15 protein-coding genes and 2 pseudogenes are annotated in these 18,761 nt (G+C 71.2%); 9 read left to right on the top strand and 8 right to left on the bottom strand.

Annotated features, from left to right (window positions below; all coding sequences use genetic code 11):
• Positions 1 to 17: 17 nt before the first annotated feature.
• Together AB0412_RS07340 and AB0412_RS07345 are read left to right on the top strand one after the other, a co-directional pair.
• On the top strand, positions 18 to 623 hold the full coding sequence (locus AB0412_RS07340) for an HD domain-containing protein (RefSeq protein WP_366401532.1): 606 nt from the start codon (positions 18 to 20) through the stop codon (positions 621 to 623).
• A 428-nt stretch (positions 624 to 1,051) separates the two neighbouring features.
• Positions 1,052 to 1,965 (top strand): annotated as a pseudogene (locus tag AB0412_RS07345) (YceI family protein).
• Positions 1,966 to 2,201: 236 nt separating this feature from the next.
• Here the strand turns inward: AB0412_RS07345 and AB0412_RS07350 are convergent.
• Positions 2,202 to 4,088 (bottom strand): DUF2075 domain-containing protein, encoded by a 1,887-nt coding sequence (locus tag AB0412_RS07350; protein WP_366401533.1) that lies wholly within the window; start codon positions 4,086 to 4,088, stop codon positions 2,202 to 2,204.
• A gap of 244 nt (positions 4,089 to 4,332) precedes the next feature.
• Here AB0412_RS07350 and AB0412_RS07355 point away from each other — a divergent pair, with 244 nt between their 5' ends.
• Positions 4,333 to 4,632 (top strand): hypothetical protein, encoded by a 300-nt coding sequence (locus AB0412_RS07355; RefSeq protein WP_366401534.1) that lies wholly within the window; start codon positions 4,333 to 4,335, stop codon positions 4,630 to 4,632.
• Positions 4,633 to 4,696: 64 nt separating this feature from the next.
• Here the strand turns inward: AB0412_RS07355 and AB0412_RS07360 are convergent, their stop codons facing one another.
• The 4 genes from AB0412_RS07360 to AB0412_RS07375 all read right to left on the bottom strand — a co-directional run bounded on the left by AB0412_RS07360 (position 4,697) and on the right by AB0412_RS07375 (position 7,268).
• Entirely contained in the window at positions 4,697 to 5,107 is a 411-nt protein-coding gene (locus AB0412_RS07360) for a hypothetical protein (RefSeq protein WP_366401535.1), read from the bottom strand.
• Positions 5,104 to 5,586, bottom strand: a complete 483-nt coding sequence (locus AB0412_RS07365; protein WP_366401536.1) for a hypothetical protein — start codon at positions 5,584 to 5,586, stop codon at positions 5,104 to 5,106. The genes AB0412_RS07360 and AB0412_RS07365 overlap by 4 nt, the downstream gene beginning before the upstream one ends.
• A 169-nt stretch (positions 5,587 to 5,755) precedes the next feature.
• Complete coding sequence (locus AB0412_RS07370; RefSeq protein ID WP_366401537.1) at positions 5,756 to 6,808, bottom strand: alpha/beta hydrolase family protein; 1,053 nt, start codon at positions 6,806 to 6,808, stop codon at positions 5,756 to 5,758.
• A gap of 109 nt (positions 6,809 to 6,917) precedes the next feature.
• Positions 6,918 to 7,268, bottom strand: coding sequence for a DoxX family protein (locus tag AB0412_RS07375; RefSeq protein ID WP_366401538.1), 351 nt, complete (start codon positions 7,266 to 7,268; stop codon positions 6,918 to 6,920).
• Positions 7,269 to 7,389: 121 nt separating this feature from the next.
• Here AB0412_RS07375 and AB0412_RS07380 point away from each other — a divergent pair, with 121 nt between their 5' ends.
• The gene (locus tag AB0412_RS07380; protein WP_366401539.1) at positions 7,390 to 8,298 is read left to right on the top strand and encodes a LysR family transcriptional regulator; all 909 of its coding nucleotides are present in this window, start codon (positions 7,390 to 7,392) and stop codon (positions 8,296 to 8,298) included.
• A 34-nt stretch (positions 8,299 to 8,332) separates the two neighbouring features.
• On the opposite strand, the pseudogene AB0412_RS07385 reads toward AB0412_RS07380, so the two are convergent.
• Positions 8,333 to 8,621: pseudogene (locus AB0412_RS07385) on the bottom strand (sporulation domain-containing protein); the annotation flags it as partial.
• Between the two features lie 129 nt (positions 8,622 to 8,750).
• Between AB0412_RS07385 and AB0412_RS07390 the strand changes: the two are divergent.
• From AB0412_RS07390 to AB0412_RS07410, 5 genes are read left to right on the top strand one after another with little or no spacing between them, the layout of a single operon-like run.
• The gene (locus AB0412_RS07390) at positions 8,751 to 9,269 is read left to right on the top strand and encodes a hypothetical protein (RefSeq protein WP_366401540.1); all 519 of its coding nucleotides are present in this window, start codon (positions 8,751 to 8,753) and stop codon (positions 9,267 to 9,269) included.
• A complete protein-coding gene (locus AB0412_RS07395) occupies positions 9,269 to 10,669 on the top strand; it encodes a hypothetical protein (RefSeq protein WP_366401541.1) in 1,401 nt (466 codons plus the stop codon). The genes AB0412_RS07390 and AB0412_RS07395 overlap by 1 nt, the downstream gene beginning before the upstream one ends.
• 8 nt (positions 10,670 to 10,677) lie before the next feature.
• Positions 10,678 to 12,114: a VWA domain-containing protein gene (locus AB0412_RS07400; protein WP_366401542.1), complete on the top strand. Its 1,437-nt coding sequence runs from the start codon at positions 10,678 to 10,680 to the stop codon at positions 12,112 to 12,114.
• A 53-nt stretch (positions 12,115 to 12,167) separates the two neighbouring features.
• On the top strand, positions 12,168 to 13,292 hold the full coding sequence (locus AB0412_RS07405; RefSeq protein WP_366401543.1) for an AAA family ATPase: 1,125 nt from the start codon (positions 12,168 to 12,170) through the stop codon (positions 13,290 to 13,292).
• The gene (locus AB0412_RS07410; protein WP_366401544.1) at positions 13,289 to 16,249 is read left to right on the top strand and encodes a hypothetical protein; all 2,961 of its coding nucleotides are present in this window, start codon (positions 13,289 to 13,291) and stop codon (positions 16,247 to 16,249) included. The genes AB0412_RS07405 and AB0412_RS07410 overlap by 4 nt, the downstream gene beginning before the upstream one ends.
• A gap of 191 nt (positions 16,250 to 16,440) precedes the next feature.
• Here the strand turns inward: AB0412_RS07410 and AB0412_RS07415 are convergent, their stop codons facing one another.
• Positions 16,441 to 17,277 carry an alpha/beta hydrolase gene (locus AB0412_RS07415; RefSeq protein ID WP_366401545.1) on the bottom strand — a complete coding sequence of 279 codons (837 nt, stop codon included), beginning with the start codon at positions 17,275 to 17,277 and terminating at the stop codon, positions 16,441 to 16,443.
• A gap of 108 nt (positions 17,278 to 17,385) precedes the next feature.
• On the bottom strand, positions 17,386 to 18,744 hold the full coding sequence (locus tag AB0412_RS07420) for a GH1 family beta-glucosidase (RefSeq protein ID WP_366401546.1): 1,359 nt from the start codon (positions 18,742 to 18,744) through the stop codon (positions 17,386 to 17,388).
• Between the last annotated feature and the right edge of the window lie 17 nt (positions 18,745 to 18,761).

The following is an 18,761-nucleotide window of genomic DNA, read 5'->3' on the forward strand; positions in this document are numbered from 1 at the left end:
GCTATTACGCTCCTGGCGTGAGGATTCCGGGACCCGAAGAGATCCGTGCGCTGCACGAGAAGCACGCACCCACCGCCGAGGCGTTCGCGCTCGTCCACACCCACTGCGAGATCGTCTGGAGCGTCGCCGAGCAGCTCATCTCGACCTCGCGTTCCGAGGTCGACGCCGAACTGGTCCGCGCGGGCTGCCTCCTCCACGACATCGGCGTCTACCGCCTCTACGGGGACGACGGCCGCCTGGACCACGAGAACTACATCCGTCACGGCCTGCTCGGCCACGAGATCCTCGCCGAGGAGGGCTTCCCGGAGCCCCTGCGTCGCTTCTGCTCCCACCACACCGGAGTCGGACTCACCCGGCAGGACATCACGACCCAGGGCCTCCCGCTCCCTCCCGCCGACTACCTCGCGGTGACACGGGAGGAGCGCCTGGTGATGTACGCGGACAAGTTCCACACCAAGTCCCGTCCGTCGGCATTCCTCACCCCTGACGAGTACGCCGCCCATGTTCGCCGCTTCGGCGAGGACAAGGTGACCGCGTTCGAGGCCCTGCGGGCGGAGTTCGGCGACCCGGACCTCGACCGGCCGGTGCCGCACGGGGGTGCGCCCGCGCCCGCCTGCCCGTGAGCGCTCAGGGCGCCGACCACATCCGCGACGCGACCTGCGCGGCGGCGCGGCCCGCGCGATGTGTGGGCCACGCGATGTGTGGCCCGCGCGATGTGTGGGCCGCGTGACGGGACCGCGAGTCGCGTGTGAATCCTTCACGGTTCCGGGTGGCGTTCACCACAGCACCGGAGCAAAGCATCACGGCCGACGAACGCAGTACACCCCCTTGTACGGCTGGGATGACGGCGGTTGACGCCAATCCGACACACGGCCAAGCCAAGCCGCGCACCGACCCCGATGGCGACCCACTCCACCCCACCTGCTCTATGATCGTTTAATAGTTGACTTCATCGCGCTTGCAACTCCTCCCCGGCGGTTCCCGGTGACCGCGTACACATCCATCGGTGCGAGTCTCGTCGCGGTGACACGCAGGAAGAAAGGTGAACCGCATGGCCCTCGGACTGCTCCGGCGTCGACGTTCCCGCAACGGTCCCGAGGCCGCACCGGACCTCTCGCTGCCCCTGCCGGCCGGTGCCGGCGCGTACGGCTGCGAGGTCGTCGATCCCATGGGACAGCCCTTGGGCGGCGCCGGGTCACGGTGACCGCCCTGGACAGCCACCGGATCGCCGCCCGCGGCACCACCGATCCGTACGGCCTGTTCATGGCGGCACTCCCGCCCGGCTCCTACAGCGTGATGGTCGCGGCGGAGGGCCTCACCCCGGCCCGCAGCAACGTCGACATAGCCGCCGGTGCCGCCCTCCCCCCGGCGCGCGTCGCACTACTGCCCGCACGCCAACTGGAACTGCCGCCCCCCGGCACCTGGCTGTTCGACCCGCCGCACACCGCGATCCGCTTCATCGCCAAGCACGTGGGCATGGCCCACGTCCACGGACGCTTCACCCGCTTCACCGGTGGCATCCGCATCGCGCCGGACATGTCCGACTCCCAGGTCTCGGTGCGCATCGACGCCGCCAGCATCACCACGGGCAACAGGACCCGTGACAACCACCTGCGTTCCGCCGACTTCCTCGACGTCGAGCGCTACCCCTACATCGACTTCACCAGCACTCGGTTCGTCTACCGGGGCGGCTCCAGGTGGACGCTGAACGGCACGCTCACCATGCACGGCACCAGCCGCTCCGTGGGACTGGACACGACGTACCTCGGCACCGTGAACGGCGGTTACGAACAGGAGCTGCGCTGCGCGGCCCTGGCGAAGGCGGAGCTGCACCGCGAGGACTTCACCCTCAACTGGCGCTCGATGCTGGCCCGCGGCATCGCGGTCGTCGGACCGACCGTGCAACTGGAGCTGGACGTCCAGGCGATGTACCGCACCCCCGAGACTCCCACGCCTCCGGAGTAGGCCGGCTCGGCCCGTCGCCGGCCGGCCGGCGACGGCCTCTCGGTTCACACGTTGGGGTCGGGGGTCATTCACCTACCAGGGCGCCCCCGATCCGCAGCGCCGGCCCCCGGTCTCCCCAGAGCCTTGGGGCGTCTTCGCCGACACGTCGACCACCGGATCGATGAGGCATACCTGCAGTACCACCGCATTCTGTGTGAGCTCAGCAGGTTGACGAAGAAATAAGGACCAGGTGCCCGTCAGGCAGGAAAGGCCTCCCTGACCGCTCCTCCCGCCAGCTCCCGCAGCTTCGCCCGCGTCTCTGGGTCGGTCGAGTAGACGACCGTGCCGACCATCCCGCGCGTCAGCAGCACCTTGTAGGTGTTGCGGATCAGGCGGTCCACGTCAGCATCCGGAGTGGACCTCTTGAACACCGGGTCCTTCGACGCCGTACGGTCCGTGACCCAGCGGTCGCCGCGCCAGAGCAGATCGGGGCCGATGATGACGCCCGACCAGTCGTACTCGAACCCCTGGGCGGTGTAGACGCATCCGACCTGACCGAAACCGGCCGGGTCGGTGGCCCACAGGGCCGCCGGGGGCGCGCCAGAGACGGAGCGGTCTCCGCGCAGGTTCCAGGGACGGGCCCAGTCGCCGATGACGACGTCAGGCGGCAGCGGCTCGCCGGGTTTGGGTTCCGGCGACCAGCGCCAGCAGTAGCCGGCGGACATACGGGCGCCGTAGCCCTGGGCGCGGCGGGCTTCGAGAAACGCCTCCATCTCCTGCGGGCTGTCGGCGACCAGCAACTGCATGCGGCCGTCGGGTTCCCAGACGACCGGGCCGCCTGGTTCGAGGCCGAGGAGCCGGACGACCCAGCGCAGGTAGGCGTCGCTGCCGCCGCAGCGGAACTGGCTGTCCAGCGGGACGACGTGGCAGGGGATGCCCCGCTTCGCCGCCGCTGCCTTGATGTCGGCCACGGTGCCCATCTCGCCGGGGCGTACCACCTGGTGCTCGTCGAGGAAGAAGACAGGCACGTAGGCGACGTCGATGAGTTCGTCGATCTGCGCCCTGCCCGTCCGATGCGCGGCACTGGTGAAGCGGTTGGCCGATGTTTCACGGATGCGGTGAGCCTCGTCGCAGATCAGGGCGCCGAGGCTGTTCTTCTCCGCCGTCATGAAGCTGTTGAAGTACTTGAAGAGGTCCTGGACTTCCCGCTTTCGGGCCCCGGCGATCTTCCGCATGGTCTTGGTGAAGGACTGGGAGCCGGTGGCATGCAGTGCCGGTACGCCGCGCCGGTACAGCTCGCCCAGCAGTTGGAGGGCAATGACGCTCTTGCCCGTCCCGGGGCCACCCGTGACGATGACGACTTCCTTGCGGTCCGCGTTCTTCGCCTTCTGCACGGCGTTGAGCACCATGCGGTACGCGACCTGCTGTTCGTCGAGGAGGACGAATTGCGTGCGCTCACGCACCTCCTCGGCTGCCACGGACATCAGCTGCTTCGAGGGCACCTTGACCCCGTCGCACAGTTCGTCCGCTGCTCGCGCGCCCGAGTGCTTGTCGCTGAGCTTCGCTCGGAGGTACTCGATGAAAGCACCGCGGCGTTCCCCGGTGAAGAGCAGGCCGTGACCGTCCCGCTCGATCTCCCGCAGTCCGGTCACCCCGAACTCGGTGGCGTTGTGCAGGAACGCCACCCCGTGCACTCGGTGACCGTGTTCCGCGACGGCGCCGTTGAAGTTGACCAGGTACTCGCAGTACCGGCGCACCTGCTCAATGGGGTTGAGGACGGGGTGGGAGTAGGCGTCCACGTGGCACAGGGTGGCGTCGTCCTCGTTGGGCAGTGCCTGGCTCCACTGCTTCAGCTCCACGACGACGTACGACGGCTCGCCCGTGGTCGGATGCACTCCGGCGAGTATGGCGTCGGCGCGCTTGCTGTTGAGGGGGAGAGCGTATTCGAGCATGACCTCGACCTCGCCGAGACCCGCGTCGTTGAGGGCCGCCGTCAAGGCGGGGATGCTCCGTTCCCAGGAGCGGACCTCCGCGGGACCGGGCCGGTAGCCGTGCATGTGGATGAATTGCTCAGTGAGGTGGAGGTACAGCGAGCTGTCGAGAATCCTCGCGGCGATCGATGTGGCGGACTCGCGGAACAGCAAGAACTTCCCCCGGGCAGCACGAAGTGACTCGTGCGGGTGGGGGCATGTCCTTCGAGACTCCACCGGGGCGGAGCGGAAGCCCGTCGGGCCGCGTTGACTATGTGTCCGAGATTACCTGGGGCTGTCAGTCGTCGCACAGGTGGTCCGCAGCGGGAACGGCTCCAGGTATCCGCGCGCCGGAAGCGGTGCCGGGTCCTGCCGGCCGCTCTAGGCATTTCCTCAGGTCGACGACCTCCAGCGCCCCATGGAGGACCGGCTCGACGCGCAGGCGACGGGTTCCGCTCCCCGCTGCCGACGCCGTGGCCGACGTGTCCGGTGTCGTCTCCCGCCTCCCGCCGCGCCGTCGGACCATCCGGACACGGCGGCCGTACGGCACCTGCCCGCCTACTTCCTGGCCCGGCAGGGCCGCCACGAGGCGGCGTTGCTGCAGTTCCGGCTGGTCGACGGGTGCGTGGGCGCCCTTCCGTGGCGGAACTGGGAGGACCCGGTCGCCGTGTACTGCCTGTGGCGGAACCGGGCGGTCAAGGGCGTACGGCACCGCTGACCGAGGAACGGGGCCGGAGTGCAGGTGGCAGGCGCACGCCAACGCGGTTGCCGCTCACGGCCGTTCAGCGCAGGAGCGCCCCCGGATCGCGCAGGGCGTGCCACAGTCCGGCCCCGAGGGGTACGACCGTCAGGGCGAAGAAGACCCAGAACAGGAACTCGGCTCCGGGGGCGAGGTCGTAGACGGTGCCGTCCTCCCACAGACAGTAGGCGCGTGGCGGAAACGGGGTGGAGACGCCCGAGACCTCTCCGTCACCGAGGACGCCCTTGCTCATCGGCTCCCTGGGGCACGGGGCGGTCTCCGGGAACAGGAAGGCGTCGTCCGCCGTCATGATCACCATCCATGTGACGGCACCGGGCGGCACCGCCCAGAACACCGCGGTCCGCACCCACAACGGCAGCAGCGGGTGCGCCAGCAGCCCGCGCAGCGCGACCAGGGCGACCACGAGCCCGAGGAAGACCGGGAGCAGCGTCATCCGACCACTGCGCTCTTCCGGGTACGCGGCCTGCCGACGCAGACCGCGCCGATGGTGAGGAGGAGGACGGTGGCCAGGGCGAGGGATGCGGTCGCCCAGTTCATCCACACGTAGTCGGGGCCACTGGAGTAGACGGTGCCGTCGTCGCGGACGCAGTCGAAGCGGAGCGGCAGGTACGAGGAGCGGTGGTGGGACAGACCCTGCGTCGTCTCCGTGTCGAAGCCGTCCCGGCAGGCCGGGGCCGGGATCGAGGCCGCGCCGTCGCCGAACTCCTGCTCCGACGCCAGGACGGCGAAGAAGCCCAGGGAGTACAGGGATGCCGCGGCCCCGGCGGTCGCTCCCGCCGCACGGTACGCCAGATGCGCCACCCAGGGCTCGGGCCGGCCGGGGAACGCCATGGCGACGACCCCCGCCGCAGCGATGAGCGCACCGATGGCACAGGCCGCGGCAAGTCCCAGACCCACCAGCACGCTCGTCACCACCCCGTCGCTCCCGTCACTCCTGGCCGTGTGAGGCACCGGTGACGGATCGGAACATCGCACAGACCCTAGCTCTGCGGAGCTCACTGACGTACACCACCCCGTTGGTGCAAGGCAGGTGGGCCGGGTTGAGTGGGCGTAGCCGTGTGAGCGCGGACGCCCCCGGCGGTCAGCCGGCGACTCGGAGCGCGCCGAGCAGCATCGGGAGCGACGCGTGCAGTTCGCGTTCCCAGTAGGGCCAGGCGTGGGTGCCCGGGCCGTAGAAGTTGGTGGTCAACTGCTTGGCGCCCACCCGCTCGAGTTCCGCGGCGAGGGCGTGGTTCTGGCGGTTGAAGTCGGCCTCGAGGGCGCTCGTCGAGCCCGGTGGGTCGAAGGGGCCGGCGGTGCCGTCGCCGCAGGACAGGTACACGGGGACCGACTTCAGGCGCTGGGCCAGGTGGAAGGGGTCGTGGTCCTGCCAGATGCGGCGTTGGGCGACCGGGTCGCCCCAGACACGCAGGGGGTCGTTGCCCTGGCCCGCGAAGAATCCCATGATGCGGTTGACCGACTCGTCGTTGAGGAGCGGGTGCGCGGAGCCGGAGTAGGCGGCGGTCGCCTTGAACATGCCGGGGTGGCGGGCGGTGTACAGCAGGGCGCCCTGGCCCCCCATCGACAGGCCGGCCACGACGCGGTTGCGGCCGGCACCCCAGTCGCGTTCCAGGAGGTGCCGCAGCTCCGCGGTGTGGAAGGTCTCCCATGCGGGGTCACCGCCCCGGCCGTGGTTCCACCAGTCGCTGTACCAGCCGTTCCAGCCGGCCTCGGGCATGACGACGAGCACCTTGCGCAGGCTGTCGATGTCCGCGACGTCCGTCCGGGCGGTCCATGACGTGTAGTCGCCGCAGCAGCCGTGCAGGAGCCAGAAGGTGGGCCAGTGCCGGTGTCGGTCGGCCGGGTTCCAGCCGTCGGGGGTGAGCAGGCGGACCTTGACGGTCCGGCCGCCGAGCGCCGTGGAGCGGACCGACAGGTCGATCTGGCGGTCCGCGACCTGCGTGACGGCGACGACCTCGGCGCCGTGCGGTCCCGGGGCGCCGGGAGCGAGCGTCGGTTCCCCGGCCGTGGTGGCCTTGGTGGCCGTCGGGGGTGAGGCGGCGGCGAGTGCCGGGGTGGTCGGCGCGAGGACCACGAGGAGGAGGGCTGCGAGGACGAGCCGGATGCGGGCTCGGAGGGTCAGGACGGCGGTCACGGCGGCTCCCTGCGGTGGGGTTCGTCGCTGCATGAACGGTTCAACCTGGCTCGGGGGCAGAGGAGTTGCCCCGAGGCAGGATCCACCACCGGGGGCGGTCCGCGCACGCCTATTGCGCGACGGTCAGGGTGAGGGACGCGGCGGCCAGTGCCAGGTAGCCGCCGGGAAAGACGATGTTGTGGTACACGCGAGCACGGATGTGCGCGGCGACGGCGCCGACGAAGAACAGGACGAGCCCGGTCGCGGCGGCGGCGCCGATGACCGGGACGCCCGCGAGCCCGAGGAGGAGACCGGCGGCGCCGGCCGCCTTGAGCGCGGCGAGCCACGGGAGCCAGGTCTGCGGGAGCCCCACTTCGGCGGAGTTGGCGAGCACGAACCCGGCTCTCTTGAGGTCCGCGACGGCGATTCCGGCGTTGGCCAGGATGGTGATGACGGTGATGATCGCGTAGGCGGTGAACATGTGCCCTCGTCTTTCGCTGAGCGAACGCATCGGCGGTGCCGTGAGCCCGGCGCGCTCACCTCCACCAGCCTCGAGCGAGCCCACGAGTGGCGTCCAATACCTGCATCCATAACCTGGAGGCATGGATGTGGACACGCGGCTGCTGCGCTACTTCGTCGCCGTCGCGGAGGAGGGGACCCTCACCCGCGCGGCGGAACGACTGTTCGTGTCCCAGCCGGCGCTCACCAAGCAGATCAAGCAACTGGAGACCCTGCTCGGAGTGCGACTGTTCACGCGGTCCCGCACCGGCATGACCCTCACGGAACCGGGCCGGACCCTGGCGGAGCGGGTGCCCGCCCTCCTGGCCGGCTGGGACGAGGTACTGCGGGAGACCAGGAGCACGGCCGGCCGGGCAGCCCGCCTGCTGCGGGTCGGCTTCCTGGCCAGTGCCGCCAACGAGGCCACTCCGCGCATCATCGCGGAGTTCACCCGGCGTCGGCCGGGCTGGCGGGTGGACATGCGGCAGGCCACCTGGTCCGATCCCAGCGCCGGGCTCGCCGACGGGGACGTCGACGTCGCCGTGCTGCGCCTGCCCTTCCCCGGTCAGGACGCCCTGCGGACGGCGACGCTCTTCACCGAGCCCCGCTGGGTGGCCCTCCCCGAGGGGCACCCTCTCGCGTCGCGTGCCGTGGTCCCCTTCCGGGAGCTGTGGGAGGAGCCGTTCGTGGCCGCCCCGCCCGAAACGGGCTGGTGGCGGGACCACTGGCTGGCCACCGACGAACGCGACGGCCACCCGGTCCGCATCGGCGCCGTCACCGATCAGCCGGACGAGTGGCTCAGCGCCATCGCCAACGGTTACGGCATCGCCCTCGCCCCCGCGTCCGCCGCCCGCTTCTACGCCCGCCCCGGTATCACCTACCGTCCCGTCAGCGGCGTCAGCCCCAGCCGGGTCGGCATCGCCTGGGCCGTCGCCGACGACGCCAATCCCGTCGTTCAGGACTTCGTCCGCTGCTGCCTGGACAGACCGTGGCCGGAGGGGATCACGACCTGATCGCAGGGCCGGGGACGGCTGCGCCGCAATGCGCGGTCGGGGTGTCGCCTTCGCTGCCGCCGCAGTTCCTGATCAGGCCCGGTACGCGGTTGATGCCGTCCAGGGGCAGGGACGTGTGCCCGGCCGTGGCCCGTTCCCGCCACGTGAGGCAGGCGATGCCGGTCCGTCGGCCGTTGTCGTGGACGACCGGGCCGGCGGCGTCCGCTGACCGGTTCGCTCAGCGGTCGGCCGCCGTACACGCCCACCCCGGCCGGGTCCCCAGGAGCGCCCGAGCGGGGGTCCAGCACGAAGAAGCCGGCGTTGACCGAGGCGGTGGCGCCCGACCGGTGCCGTCACACGTCGGCAAACGCCCGGCGAGGGCCGGAACCGCGGTCCCGGGCGGCGTTGTCAGTGGTCGTGGATAGATTCTTTTCCGTCCCGCCGGTCCGGCGTGGACGTCCCCTTTCGCATGCATGGGAGATGGTGCGTTGTCGGTCTGGGAGAGGTCGAGTACGGCGCGGGTGGTGCCGTCCGCGCGGCCGCGGAAGCTGGCCAAGGTGCCGTTCGTGGAGCTGGCCGACGGGCGGCTGCAGGGAGTGGTGTCCAGTGGTTCGGACATCGGGCGGGTGTATGTGTCGTCGGTCGAGGCGGGGTCGTACGCGTTCGCGTGCAGCACCAACAACAACCGTCCCTGCGGCGGGGCGCGCGGCTGGTTCTGCAACCACATACGCGCGCTGATCGGTGAGGCCGTGCTGCAGTACGGGGCCGAGCGGGTGGCCCGGTATCTCAAGGTGGAGGACGCCGCCGAGGAGTCCGACGCCCAGTCCCTCACCGACGCCATGACCGCCACCCGGCCCGTACAGGGCGACAGTTCGGCCGCGGCCCAGGTGTTCAGCCGGTTCCTGCGGCATCTGGCCTATCTCGAACTCGGCCCGACGACCGCTGCGTTGCCCGAGATGCAGTGGTTCCCGACGACGAGGGCGGTGGCCTGATGCGTGCCGATCTGCTGACCGACGCCGTCGACGGGCTGGATGAGGCTCTCTCGGCCGTGGACGGTTTCGACGACGCCCTCGTCGGCGGTCTGCTGCGGCCGCAGCCCGGCCAGGCCGGCGGGCTGGCCGGGCTCGCCGAGGCCGTGGCCGGGACTCCGCTGGCCTCCCGGGTCGCCGAGGCGGCCGAGAAGGCGGCGGCCGGTGCCGCCGGCGAGGACCACTTCGTCGCGCTCGCTGCCGCCCGCACCGCTCTGCTGGGCTCCGTGCACGACGCGCTCAGTGCCCGGATCGAGGCCGCCGTCGAGCGGCCCGGGGCCGACCAGCCCGGTGGCGCCGCACCGACCGACGGTGGGGAGCATGCCGTCAATCTGCATGCGGCCGCCCGTAGTTGGCTGTGTGATCTGGCGCGGGCCGGCTGGCAGGGCATCGATCACGAACTCGTCGCCGGGGCTGCCCCCGTCGTCTCCGCGATGCTGCCCGATCCGGCGCTGCGCCGCCTGGCGACGCTGCTCGACGGGTTCGCCGCCGAACTCGCCGCCTCCTGTCCGGGCGCCACCCTGGAGCGGATTCCGGTGCGCCGCTGGGCCGACCTGTGGTCGCGGGCGGTGCTGCTCACGCTGCCCGGAGCCGCATCCGCCCCCGCGGTCGCCGAGGTCACCGGACGTCTGCTGCCGCTCGGCGTCGATGTGCAGGAGCACGCCACGGCCGTACAGGCGCAGGTGCACGCGGTGTTCGAGCCCGCGGACGGTGGTACGCCGCGGCTGGTGCGGGCCTCCGCGTCCGTGCCGAAGCCGGACACGGTCGTCGGGGCCGGTTTGTGGCAGCTGCTGCGGCCGCATCTGTCGCTGCTCGCCGGCGTGAGTGAGGGGCGTGCGATGGAGCTCGACGCCATGCCTGTCACCGCGGAGGGCGATCTGATCTGGGACGACGCCCGCGCACGTAGGGGCGAAAGCACCGACGTCTTCGCCACGGCCAGGGTCGCGCTGCCCACCGCGGCCGCCGCTCCCGTCGCTCCCCTGGACCGGCATCCGGCCCGGATCGCCGTGCCCGTGCTGCTGGAGGGGTACACCGTGGAGAAGGGCGAGGACGGCTCCGTGGCCTTCCAGGTCGCCGGGCAGCGTCTCGCCGTCGACACCGATCGGGTTCCGGCGGCCGGTCCGCTCACGCCCGAGGTCGTGGCCTCGTCCGGTGCGTGCATCGCGCTGCTGCGGTGGGACGCCGGGGAGTTCCTGGTGCAGCCGCTCGCCGTGGAGCGCACGGTGCGGAAGAAGGCGGTCGTCGTGCACGCGGGGGCGTGGGCCGGCGGTACGACCGACAAGGCGGGTGTCCGGGCCGAGAAGGCCGCCACCGACGCCGTCACCGTCCTGCGGGAACGTGCGGGAAGGCTGCTGCGGAAATGAGCCGGCCGATGAGTGAGCCGACCATGCGGGAGGTCCCGGAGGCCGACCCGTACGACAACCGGCGGCAGGTGCTCTACTGGCGGCTGCTGGCCCGGCTCTTCGACCCCGAGGAGCAGGCGAGCCTGGAGTCGGCGAGTCTCGCCGTCGTCGAGGACATCGGCCTGCCGGCCGCGCTGCTCGATCCGGGGGCGTCCGTCGACTCCGTGGTACAGCGGCATCCGGAGCTGGCCGCCGAGTTCGACGGGCTCATGGCGCCCGAGCCGGAGGAGGACGGCGCGCGTGACCGGGCCGCCGAGGTGCGGCGCGCGGCACTCGCGTCGAAGGTGCTGCTCAATGTCTTCGCCTCCAGCCCCGGCACCGTGACCGCCGAGCAGCTGGCCCGCTGGCAGTCCGACGCGGGCTGGCTGGAGCGGGCGCTGGGCTGCCGGCCGGGTGAGCTGCGCGGCGGCGGGCGTGGCGGTCAGGCGGCGACGAGCGGGCCGGGCGGCGGCGGAGGCGTCAGCCCGACCGGTACCGGATTCGGCGGACCCGCGCCCGATCTCAGCCGGCTCATCCCCGAGATCGGCCCGGAGCTCGGCTCCATCGAGGCGGGTCTCGTCAAGCGCATGCATCTGCGTGAGGTGCTGGCCGACCCGCAGCTGGCGTCCCGGCTGACCCCGAGCATGTCCCTGATCGAGCAGTTGCTGCGCGACAAGAACAACCTCTCCGGTGTCGCGCTGGCGAACGCCAAGGCGCTGATCCGCCGCTACGTCGACGAGGTCACCGACGTGCTGCGCACCCAGGTGGAGAAGGCGTCGGTCGGTGAACTCGACCGGTCGGTGCCGCCCAAGCGGGTCTTCCGCAACCTCGACCTCGACCGCACGATCTGGAAGAACCTCACCAACTGGGACCCGGAGGAGGAGCGGCTCTACGTCGACCGCCTCTACTACCGGCACACCAGCCGCAAGACGACACCCCAGCGGCTGATCGTGGTGGTGGACCAGTCGGGCTCCATGGTGGACTCGATGGTCAACTGCACCATCCTGGCGTCCATATTCGCCGGGCTGCCGAAGGTGGACGTCCATCTCATCGCGTACGACACACAGGCGCTGGACCTCACGCCCTGGGCGCACGACCCGTTCGAGACGCTCCTGCGCACCAAGCTCGGCGGCGGCACGGACGGCACCGTCGCCATGGCGCTCGCCCAGCCGAAGATCGCCGAGCCGCGCAACACGGTCGTGGTGTGGATCTCCGACTTCTACGAATGGCGGACCCACGAGCTGTTCGAGAGCATGGCCGCCATTCACCGCTCGGGGGCGAAGTTCATCCCGGTGGGTTCGGTGACCAGCTCCGGGCGCGGCAGCGTCAACCCGTGGTTCCGGGAGAAGTTCAAGGACCTCGGAACGCCGGTGATATCCGGCCACATCAAGAAGCTCGTGCACGAGCTCAAGACGTTTCTGACCTGATCGCCGAACAGGCGTCGCTGTTCGTGATCCCTTCACCGAAAGGCCAATCCTTCATGTCCGACCTGCTGCGCGCTCCCGCCGAGATCAAGTACGCCGAGGAGCTCGACTGGCTGGAGTCGATCGACGACAACCCCAAGCCGTTCTCGTGGCGTCTGTCGCCGAAGATGGTCCGCCTGTTCATCCTCGGCTCCGAGCGCTCCGACGGCCTGGACCGGGAGATCTCGCAGAAGTGGTTCGGCGACCGGAGCTTCGTCGAGCGTTCCATCGTCACCCTCGCCTCCGACCGCGGTCTGCTGCTCATCGGTGACCCCGGCACCGGCAAGAGCTGGCTGGCCGAGCTGCTGTCGGCCGCGATCTGCCGCAACTCCACGCTGGTGGTGCAGGGCACGGCCGGCACCACCGAGGACCACATCAAGTACTCGTGGAACGTGTCGATGGTCATCGCCAAGGGGCAGTCGCGGGAGTCGATGATCCCCTCGCCGATCATGACCGCGATGGAGACCGGGGCCATCGGCCGCTTCGAGGAGCTGACCCGCTCCACGAGTGACGTGCAGGACGCGCTGATCTCCATTCTCTCCGAGAAGTACATCTCCGTGCCGGAACTGGAGAGCGGCGGCGGGGACGACAACATCGTCTTCGCCAAGCCCGGCTTCTCGATCATCGCCACGGCCAACAGCCGTGACCGGGGCGTCAACGATCTGTCGTCCGCGCTGAAGCGCCGCTTCAACTTCGTGCGCATACCGGTGGTGACGAACCGGAAGAGCGAGGCGGAGATCGTCCGCTTCCGCACCGAGGAGCTGCTGCGCCGGCACGCCATCGATCTGGATGTGCCGCCGACGCTGCTCGACGTCCTGCTGCAGAGCTTCGCCGACCTGCGTGCCTCGGCCGCCGCGGCGAGCAGCGACGACGAGAAGCTGGAGTCGGCGCTGTCGACGGCGGAGCAGATCGGCGTGCTCGAGGACGCGGTGCTGCACAGCAACTTCTTCGGCGAGCGGGCCCTGACCGCCCGCACCCTGGCCTCCTCCCTCGTGGGCTCCCTCGCCCGGCGCGAGCCCGAGGACCTGGCCATCCTCAACAAGTACCTGCACGGCGTGGTCGAGCCGCGCAGCAAGGAGGAGGGCGGTTCCTGGCCCGAGTTCCTGGAGGGCGGCCGCGACGCGATCGCCACGCTGTCATGACCGAACTCCGCGAGACCGAAGGGTCACCTGTGCACCAAGCGCCTGACGAGAGCATCACGTTCAGCGCACTGCGGGGTCAACTCCAGGAGGCCGCCGCCACGTTCGCGGGCGGGCCGGACGCGCTGGAGAGCATCCTGCTCGGCATGGTCGACGACGTCGACCGCGCCGTGAACGAGCCGCTGGAGATCTTCCCCGTCTGCCACCACTCCCCCGCCTCCGCTCTCGCCATGGCCCGCCGGCTGCGCGAGAAGCAGCCCAAGGTCGTCTACCTGGAGCTGTGCGAGGACATGGCGCCGCTCCTGACCGAGCTGCGCAACTGCCGGCTGCCGGTGGCGGTGCAGGCCTTCGCCGGTGACGTGGACGGCTTCCCCGCCGAGTGGGCGCCGCTGTCGGTCGTCGCGCCGATCACGGAGGCGTCCGCCGAGTACCAGGCCATCGCGTACGCGCTGGACACGCCGGGCGTGGAACTGGTCCTGGTCGACCGGTCCTCGGACCACGTCTTCCAGTGGGACCCGCGCGGTGAGCGCGGCCCGGAGCCCGCACCCGAGGACGCTCCGGCCGAGGCGGAGGCCGCGCTGCACGGCGAGGCGGTCGGCGTGGAGATCGGCGACCTGCGTCCGCGCTTCGCCGAACTGGAGGAGCATCTGCTGCGCCACGGCAAGGTGCGGCACTGGTCGGAGTGGTGGCACCAGTACGTCGAGGTGCCGCTCGGCGAGAGCGGCAGCGACCACGACACCTACCGCCAGGTCATGTTCCTGATCGGCAGCCTGTTCCGGCGGCTGGCCCCCGGCGACCCGGCGCGCGTCCGCGTGGACGAGGACCGTGAGCGGTACATGTGGACCAGGATGCGCGAGCACCTGACGGCGACAGGCACCGACCCCGAGGACTGCCTGTACGTGTGCGGGGCGTTCCACGCGGCCAGCCGGGTCGAGGAGTTCGGCGTGCACGGGGCGGACACGTTCACGATCTCCCCGCGCAGCGGTACCACCTGGCAGTACGGGCTGATCCCCTCCAGCCATGCGGCGATCGAGGCGCAGTTCGGTCTCGCCGCCGGCTCGGTGTCGATCGCCGCCACCGAGTGGGCGAAGAGCCTGAAGCGCACGCGGGTGCAGCCGTACCGGCTGGAGGGTCAGGCCGGGACGAAGAAGTCCACGGCGAAGAAACCCCGGGGCAAACAGGTGGCGGTCCCCGCACAGGAGCAGCCGGCCGCTGACCAGCTGTCGGGCTTCCTGCGCAGGCCCCCGGTCCTCGACCGTCTCGACGAGGCCGAACTGCTCGGCTGGTCGGTGGACATCGTGCGCGCGGCCCGACGCAACGGCTACCTCGCCTCCACCGCCGACGCGATCGCCGTGTTCGAGACGTCGATCCTGCTCGCCGGGATGCGGGACCGGGCCAAGCCGACGCCGTACGACTTCCAGGACGCGGCGGTCACGTGCATCGAGAAGGACAGCGTTCCGGGCCGGCGGGACGTGCGCCGCCTCGTCGAGATCATGATGGGCGGCGACCGGATCGGTCAGGTGGGCTACGAGGCGCTGCCGCCTCTCGCCCGCGACGTGTACGACCGGCTCGCCCCGCTGGAGCTGAGACTCCAGCAGCGGGGCGTGCAGCGGGCCCTGCTGGACATGGCCTCGCGGCCGGAACTCCAGGCGTGCTCGGACGTCCTGTGGATACTGCGGCGCCTCATGCCGCACGGTGCCGCCCGGCCCATCATGGGTGAGCGGCGGCTCGGCGAGCGGTCGATCCAGGAGTCGTGGGACCTGGCGCTCGGCACTCACCAGCGTGCCCTGATCGAGCTCGGCTACGAGGGCGTCAGCCTCGAACAGGTCCTGGAACAGCGCCTGCGCCGCGAGGCCTACGCTCCGCAGGCCACGACGGCGACCGTGCTGGCCGCGGTCGAGGACGCGACCCTCTACCTGCGCAGCCGCCGCCTCGCCGACGAACTCGGCACGCACGCGTTGAAGGTCCTCGCGGCCGAGCGCAGCGTCGACGGCGCGCCGGAAGTGCTTCGCCGGGTCCGCGCGCTGCTGGCGTACTACCGCACCACCGAACCGGTGCTGCCGCCGTGGATCGAGTCCTTCACCAAGACCGGCTACGCCCACTACTGCACCCTGCTGCCCACGGCCTTCCGGAACGAGGAGGCGACGACGGGGCAGGTCGCGGCGATGCTGGGCTTCCTGTTCAGCATGGAGAGCCTCGCCCTGTCGCTGGGCTGCGACCGGGCGCAGCTGGAGCTGGCGGTCGCCCAGTGCCACCCCGACGACCCGTCGAAGACGGCACTGCTGTGGGCGGCGCAGGTGCAGCTCGGCACCCTGTCCCGCGCCGAACTGCGGGCGAGGTGCGCCGAACTCCTCGACAACCCGCTGGTGGTTCCCGCCTACCCGCGCTACCTCAGCGGCTTCGTCCACGCGCTGGAGCCGGTGCCGGGTCTGGCGGACGTGGTCGTCGAAGCGGTCTCGAACGCCTTCGCCCGCCTGCCCGATCCGGTGCTCCTGCCCTGGCTTCCTCTGCTCATCACCACCCTGCGCTCGAGCGCGGCGGACCTGGCGCCGCTGCTGATCCGCGAGGCCGGCCGCATCTTCCCGGCCCGGCTCGAGGCACTGGACGCATGGGTGCCGCCGTGGCGCGCCCAGCAGCAGCCGCCTGCGCGGATACCCCGCACGGCTTCGACAGCAGGCCCCCGGCCCACCGCACTGCTCACCGCGCACCGGGCGACCTGCGACGCGATGGCCGCGCTGCTGGGCTGCACGCAGGACTGGGCCGAGGCGGACGTCCCGCAGGCGCCGGGCGCGGCGCTGCTGCCCGCGCATCCGGCCACGTGCGACGCGGTGGCGGAACTCCTGGGCTGCGACGGCGACTGGACGGCACCGGCCGCCGCAGCCCCGTCGCCCGCCACCACACTCACCACCCGCCACCCGGCCACGGCGAAGGCCCTGGACACCCTCCTCACCGGCGCGTGACGGCAACGGCCGGTTCCCGACCCGTCGGGAACCGGCCACGCAGCAGGAGACGAGGGACGACTGACCACCGCCCGCACAGTAGGAAACGACAGACGACTCACCACGGCCCGCACAGTAGGAAACGACAGACGACTCACCACGGCCCGCCCAGCAGGAAACGACAGACGACTCGGCACCGCCCGCCGGAAGCCTCAACGCAACGCTGCCGCCGCCTTCACGAACCGCTCCGCATCGTCCAGCCACGGAAAGTGCCCGGCGCCCGCCTGCACCACCGCTGTCGCGTCCGGGAACAGGCCCGCGTACTGCCTCATCGCACGCGGCGGTCCCGACACGTCGTACTCACCGGCGAGTACGAGGACCGGTGAGGAGAAGGCCGCGAACGCCGCACGCGTCTCCGCCGGTGTGAAGGCGCCTTCGCTCGCGAACACCCGCGCCGCCTCGTCGTTGCGCTGCTTCGCCTCCGCGGCCCGGTGGGCCCGGGCGGTGTCGTCCCACCGCCCGTACCAGAACGGCGCCACGGCCTCCCACGCCTGCGCGTCCCCTCGGCCCTGGGCGATCGCTTCCAGAGCGGCATGAGCGGCGGGGAACCAGGGCTCGTCGCTGCGCAGACGTGCGGTCTCCAGCCGGTCATCGGCCGTCACCTCGATACCGACCGCGAAGACGCTGGGCGTGATCAGCGTCAGCGCGGAGACACGCTCCGGGTGGCGAGTCGAATACAGGGCGGCGAGGTTCGCACCGGCGGAGTGGGCCAGGATCGGCATACGGTCAAGCCCCAGCTCCCGCCTCAGCGCCTCCACGTCCGCCACTTGCCGGTCGCACCGGTACGTCGCCAGGTCGTCGGGAGTCTGCGACTGCCCGGTGCCCCTCAGGTCCAGGCGGATCATGGTCCGATGGGCGGACAGCCCGCCGAGGTCGCCCAGGTACGCCGAGTCCTGCATCGGGCCGCCGGGGAGACAGACGAGGGGCGGTCCCTCACCCGCCACGTGGTAGGCGAGGGTCGTGCCGTCCGGTGCGCTGTAGGCGGGCATGACGGGAGCCTTGCATCCCCTCGCCACTTCAGCAATTCATTACCGCGCTCGGTCGGTTCCCCCCGGCACCCCCGGCCCTGACCCCCGGCCCCGGCCCCCGCCCGGCCCTCAGGCCGCCCGCCGCCCCCTCTCCCCGTGCCCCCGGATGATCTCCGCGTACCGGTGACCACTCCCCTTGATCGTCCGGAGCTGTGTCGCAAAGTCCACGTGGACGAGGCCGAAGCGCTTGTCGTAGCCGTAGGCCCATTCGAAGTTGTCCAGGAGGGACCAGGCGAAGTAGCCGGCCAGGGGGGCGCCCTTGCGGGCGGCGGAGGTGCAGGCGGCGATGTGCTGCTCCAGGTACGCCTGGCGTTCCGGGTCGTCGATCGTGCCGTCGGGGCGGACGATGTCAGGGTAGGCCGAGCCGTTCTCGGTGACGTAGAGCTTGCGGGCGCCGTACTCGTCGGTCAGGCGGAGCAGGAGGGCTTCGATGCCGCTCGCGTCGACCTCCCAGTCCATGCCCGTGCGCGGAACGCCGGTGCGGCGGACGAAGGCGGCGTGGGGTGCCGGTCCGTCCGGGTCGGCGGTCACGACCTGCGGGAAGTAGTAGTTCAGGCCCAGCCAGTCCAGCGGCGCCGCGATCGCCGCCGAGTCGCCCGGCCTCTCCGGGAGTTCGACGCCGTAGACCTCGCGCATGTCGGACGGGAAGCCGCGGCCGTGGATCGGGTCCAGCCACCAGCGGTTGGTGTGGCCGTCCATGCGGATCGCGGCGGCGCGGTCCGCCGCGCTGTCGGTGGCCGCGTGGACCGTCGACAGGTTGTTCACGATGCCCACCTGGGCGCCGGGCGCGGCCGCGCGGATCGCGCGGGTCGCCAGGCCGTGGCCCAGCAGCAGGTGGTACGACGCCCGGACGGCGGCCGTCAGGTCCGTCAGGCCCGGCGCCATCGTGCCCTCCAGGTGGCCGATCCATGCCGAGCACAGCGGCTCGTTGAGTGTGGCCCAGTGATGTACACGGTCGCCCAGGCGCTCGGCGACCACCGAGGCGTACGCCGCGAAGTGTTCGGCCGTGTCCCGCTCCGGCCAGCCGCCGCGGTCCTGCAACACCTGCGGCAGGTCCCAGTGGTAGAGAGTGACGGACGGGGTGATGCCCGCCTGGAGAAGGGCGTCGATCAGGCGGTCGTAGAAGTCCAGGCCGTGCGCGTTCACCGGGCCGTCGCCTCCCGGCACGACACGGGGCCAGGCCACGGACAGGCGGTACGCGTTCGTGCCCAGACGGCGCATCAGGGCGATGTCCTCGCGCCAGCGGTGGTAGTGGTCGCACGCCATGTCGCCGTGGTCGCCACCGTCGATCCTGCCGGGGGTGTGCGAGAAGGTGTCCCAGATCGACGGCGAGCGGCCGTCCTCCGCCACGGCTCCCTCGATCTGGTAGGCCGAGGTGGCCGTGCCCCACAGGAAGTCGTCGGGCAGGGCGGCGTAGTCGATGGTCACGTAAGTCCCTTCACGAG

Origin of the sequence: Streptomyces sp. NPDC052012 (assembly GCF_040689265.1) — a bacterium.
Lineage (GTDB): Bacteria > Actinomycetota > Actinomycetes > Streptomycetales > Streptomycetaceae > Streptomyces.

Excerpts from the sequence above, each read along its gene's own strand:
- AB0412_RS07355 (WP_366401534.1), top strand. The coding sequence starts at position 4,333 with ATGGAGGACCGGCTCGACGCGCAGGCGACGGGTTCCGCTCCCCGCTGC.
- AB0412_RS07360 (WP_366401535.1), bottom strand. The coding sequence starts at position 5,107 with ATGACGCTGCTCCCGGTCTTCCTCGGGCTCGTGGTCGCCCTGGTCGCG.
- AB0412_RS07375 (WP_366401538.1), bottom strand. The coding sequence starts at position 7,268 with ATGTTCACCGCCTACGCGATCATCACCGTCATCACCATCCTGGCCAAC.
- AB0412_RS07380 (WP_366401539.1), top strand. The coding sequence starts at position 7,390 with ATGGATGTGGACACGCGGCTGCTGCGCTACTTCGTCGCCGTCGCGGAG.
- AB0412_RS07390 (WP_366401540.1), top strand. The coding sequence starts at position 8,751 with ATGGGAGATGGTGCGTTGTCGGTCTGGGAGAGGTCGAGTACGGCGCGG.
- AB0412_RS07395 (WP_366401541.1), top strand. The coding sequence starts at position 9,269 with ATGCGTGCCGATCTGCTGACCGACGCCGTCGACGGGCTGGATGAGGCT.
- AB0412_RS07400 (WP_366401542.1), top strand. The coding sequence starts at position 10,678 with ATGAGTGAGCCGACCATGCGGGAGGTCCCGGAGGCCGACCCGTACGAC.
- AB0412_RS07405 (WP_366401543.1), top strand. The coding sequence starts at position 12,168 with ATGTCCGACCTGCTGCGCGCTCCCGCCGAGATCAAGTACGCCGAGGAG.
- AB0412_RS07410 (WP_366401544.1), top strand. The coding sequence starts at position 13,289 with ATGACCGAACTCCGCGAGACCGAAGGGTCACCTGTGCACCAAGCGCCT.
- AB0412_RS07415 (WP_366401545.1), bottom strand. The coding sequence starts at position 17,277 with ATGCCCGCCTACAGCGCACCGGACGGCACGACCCTCGCCTACCACGTG.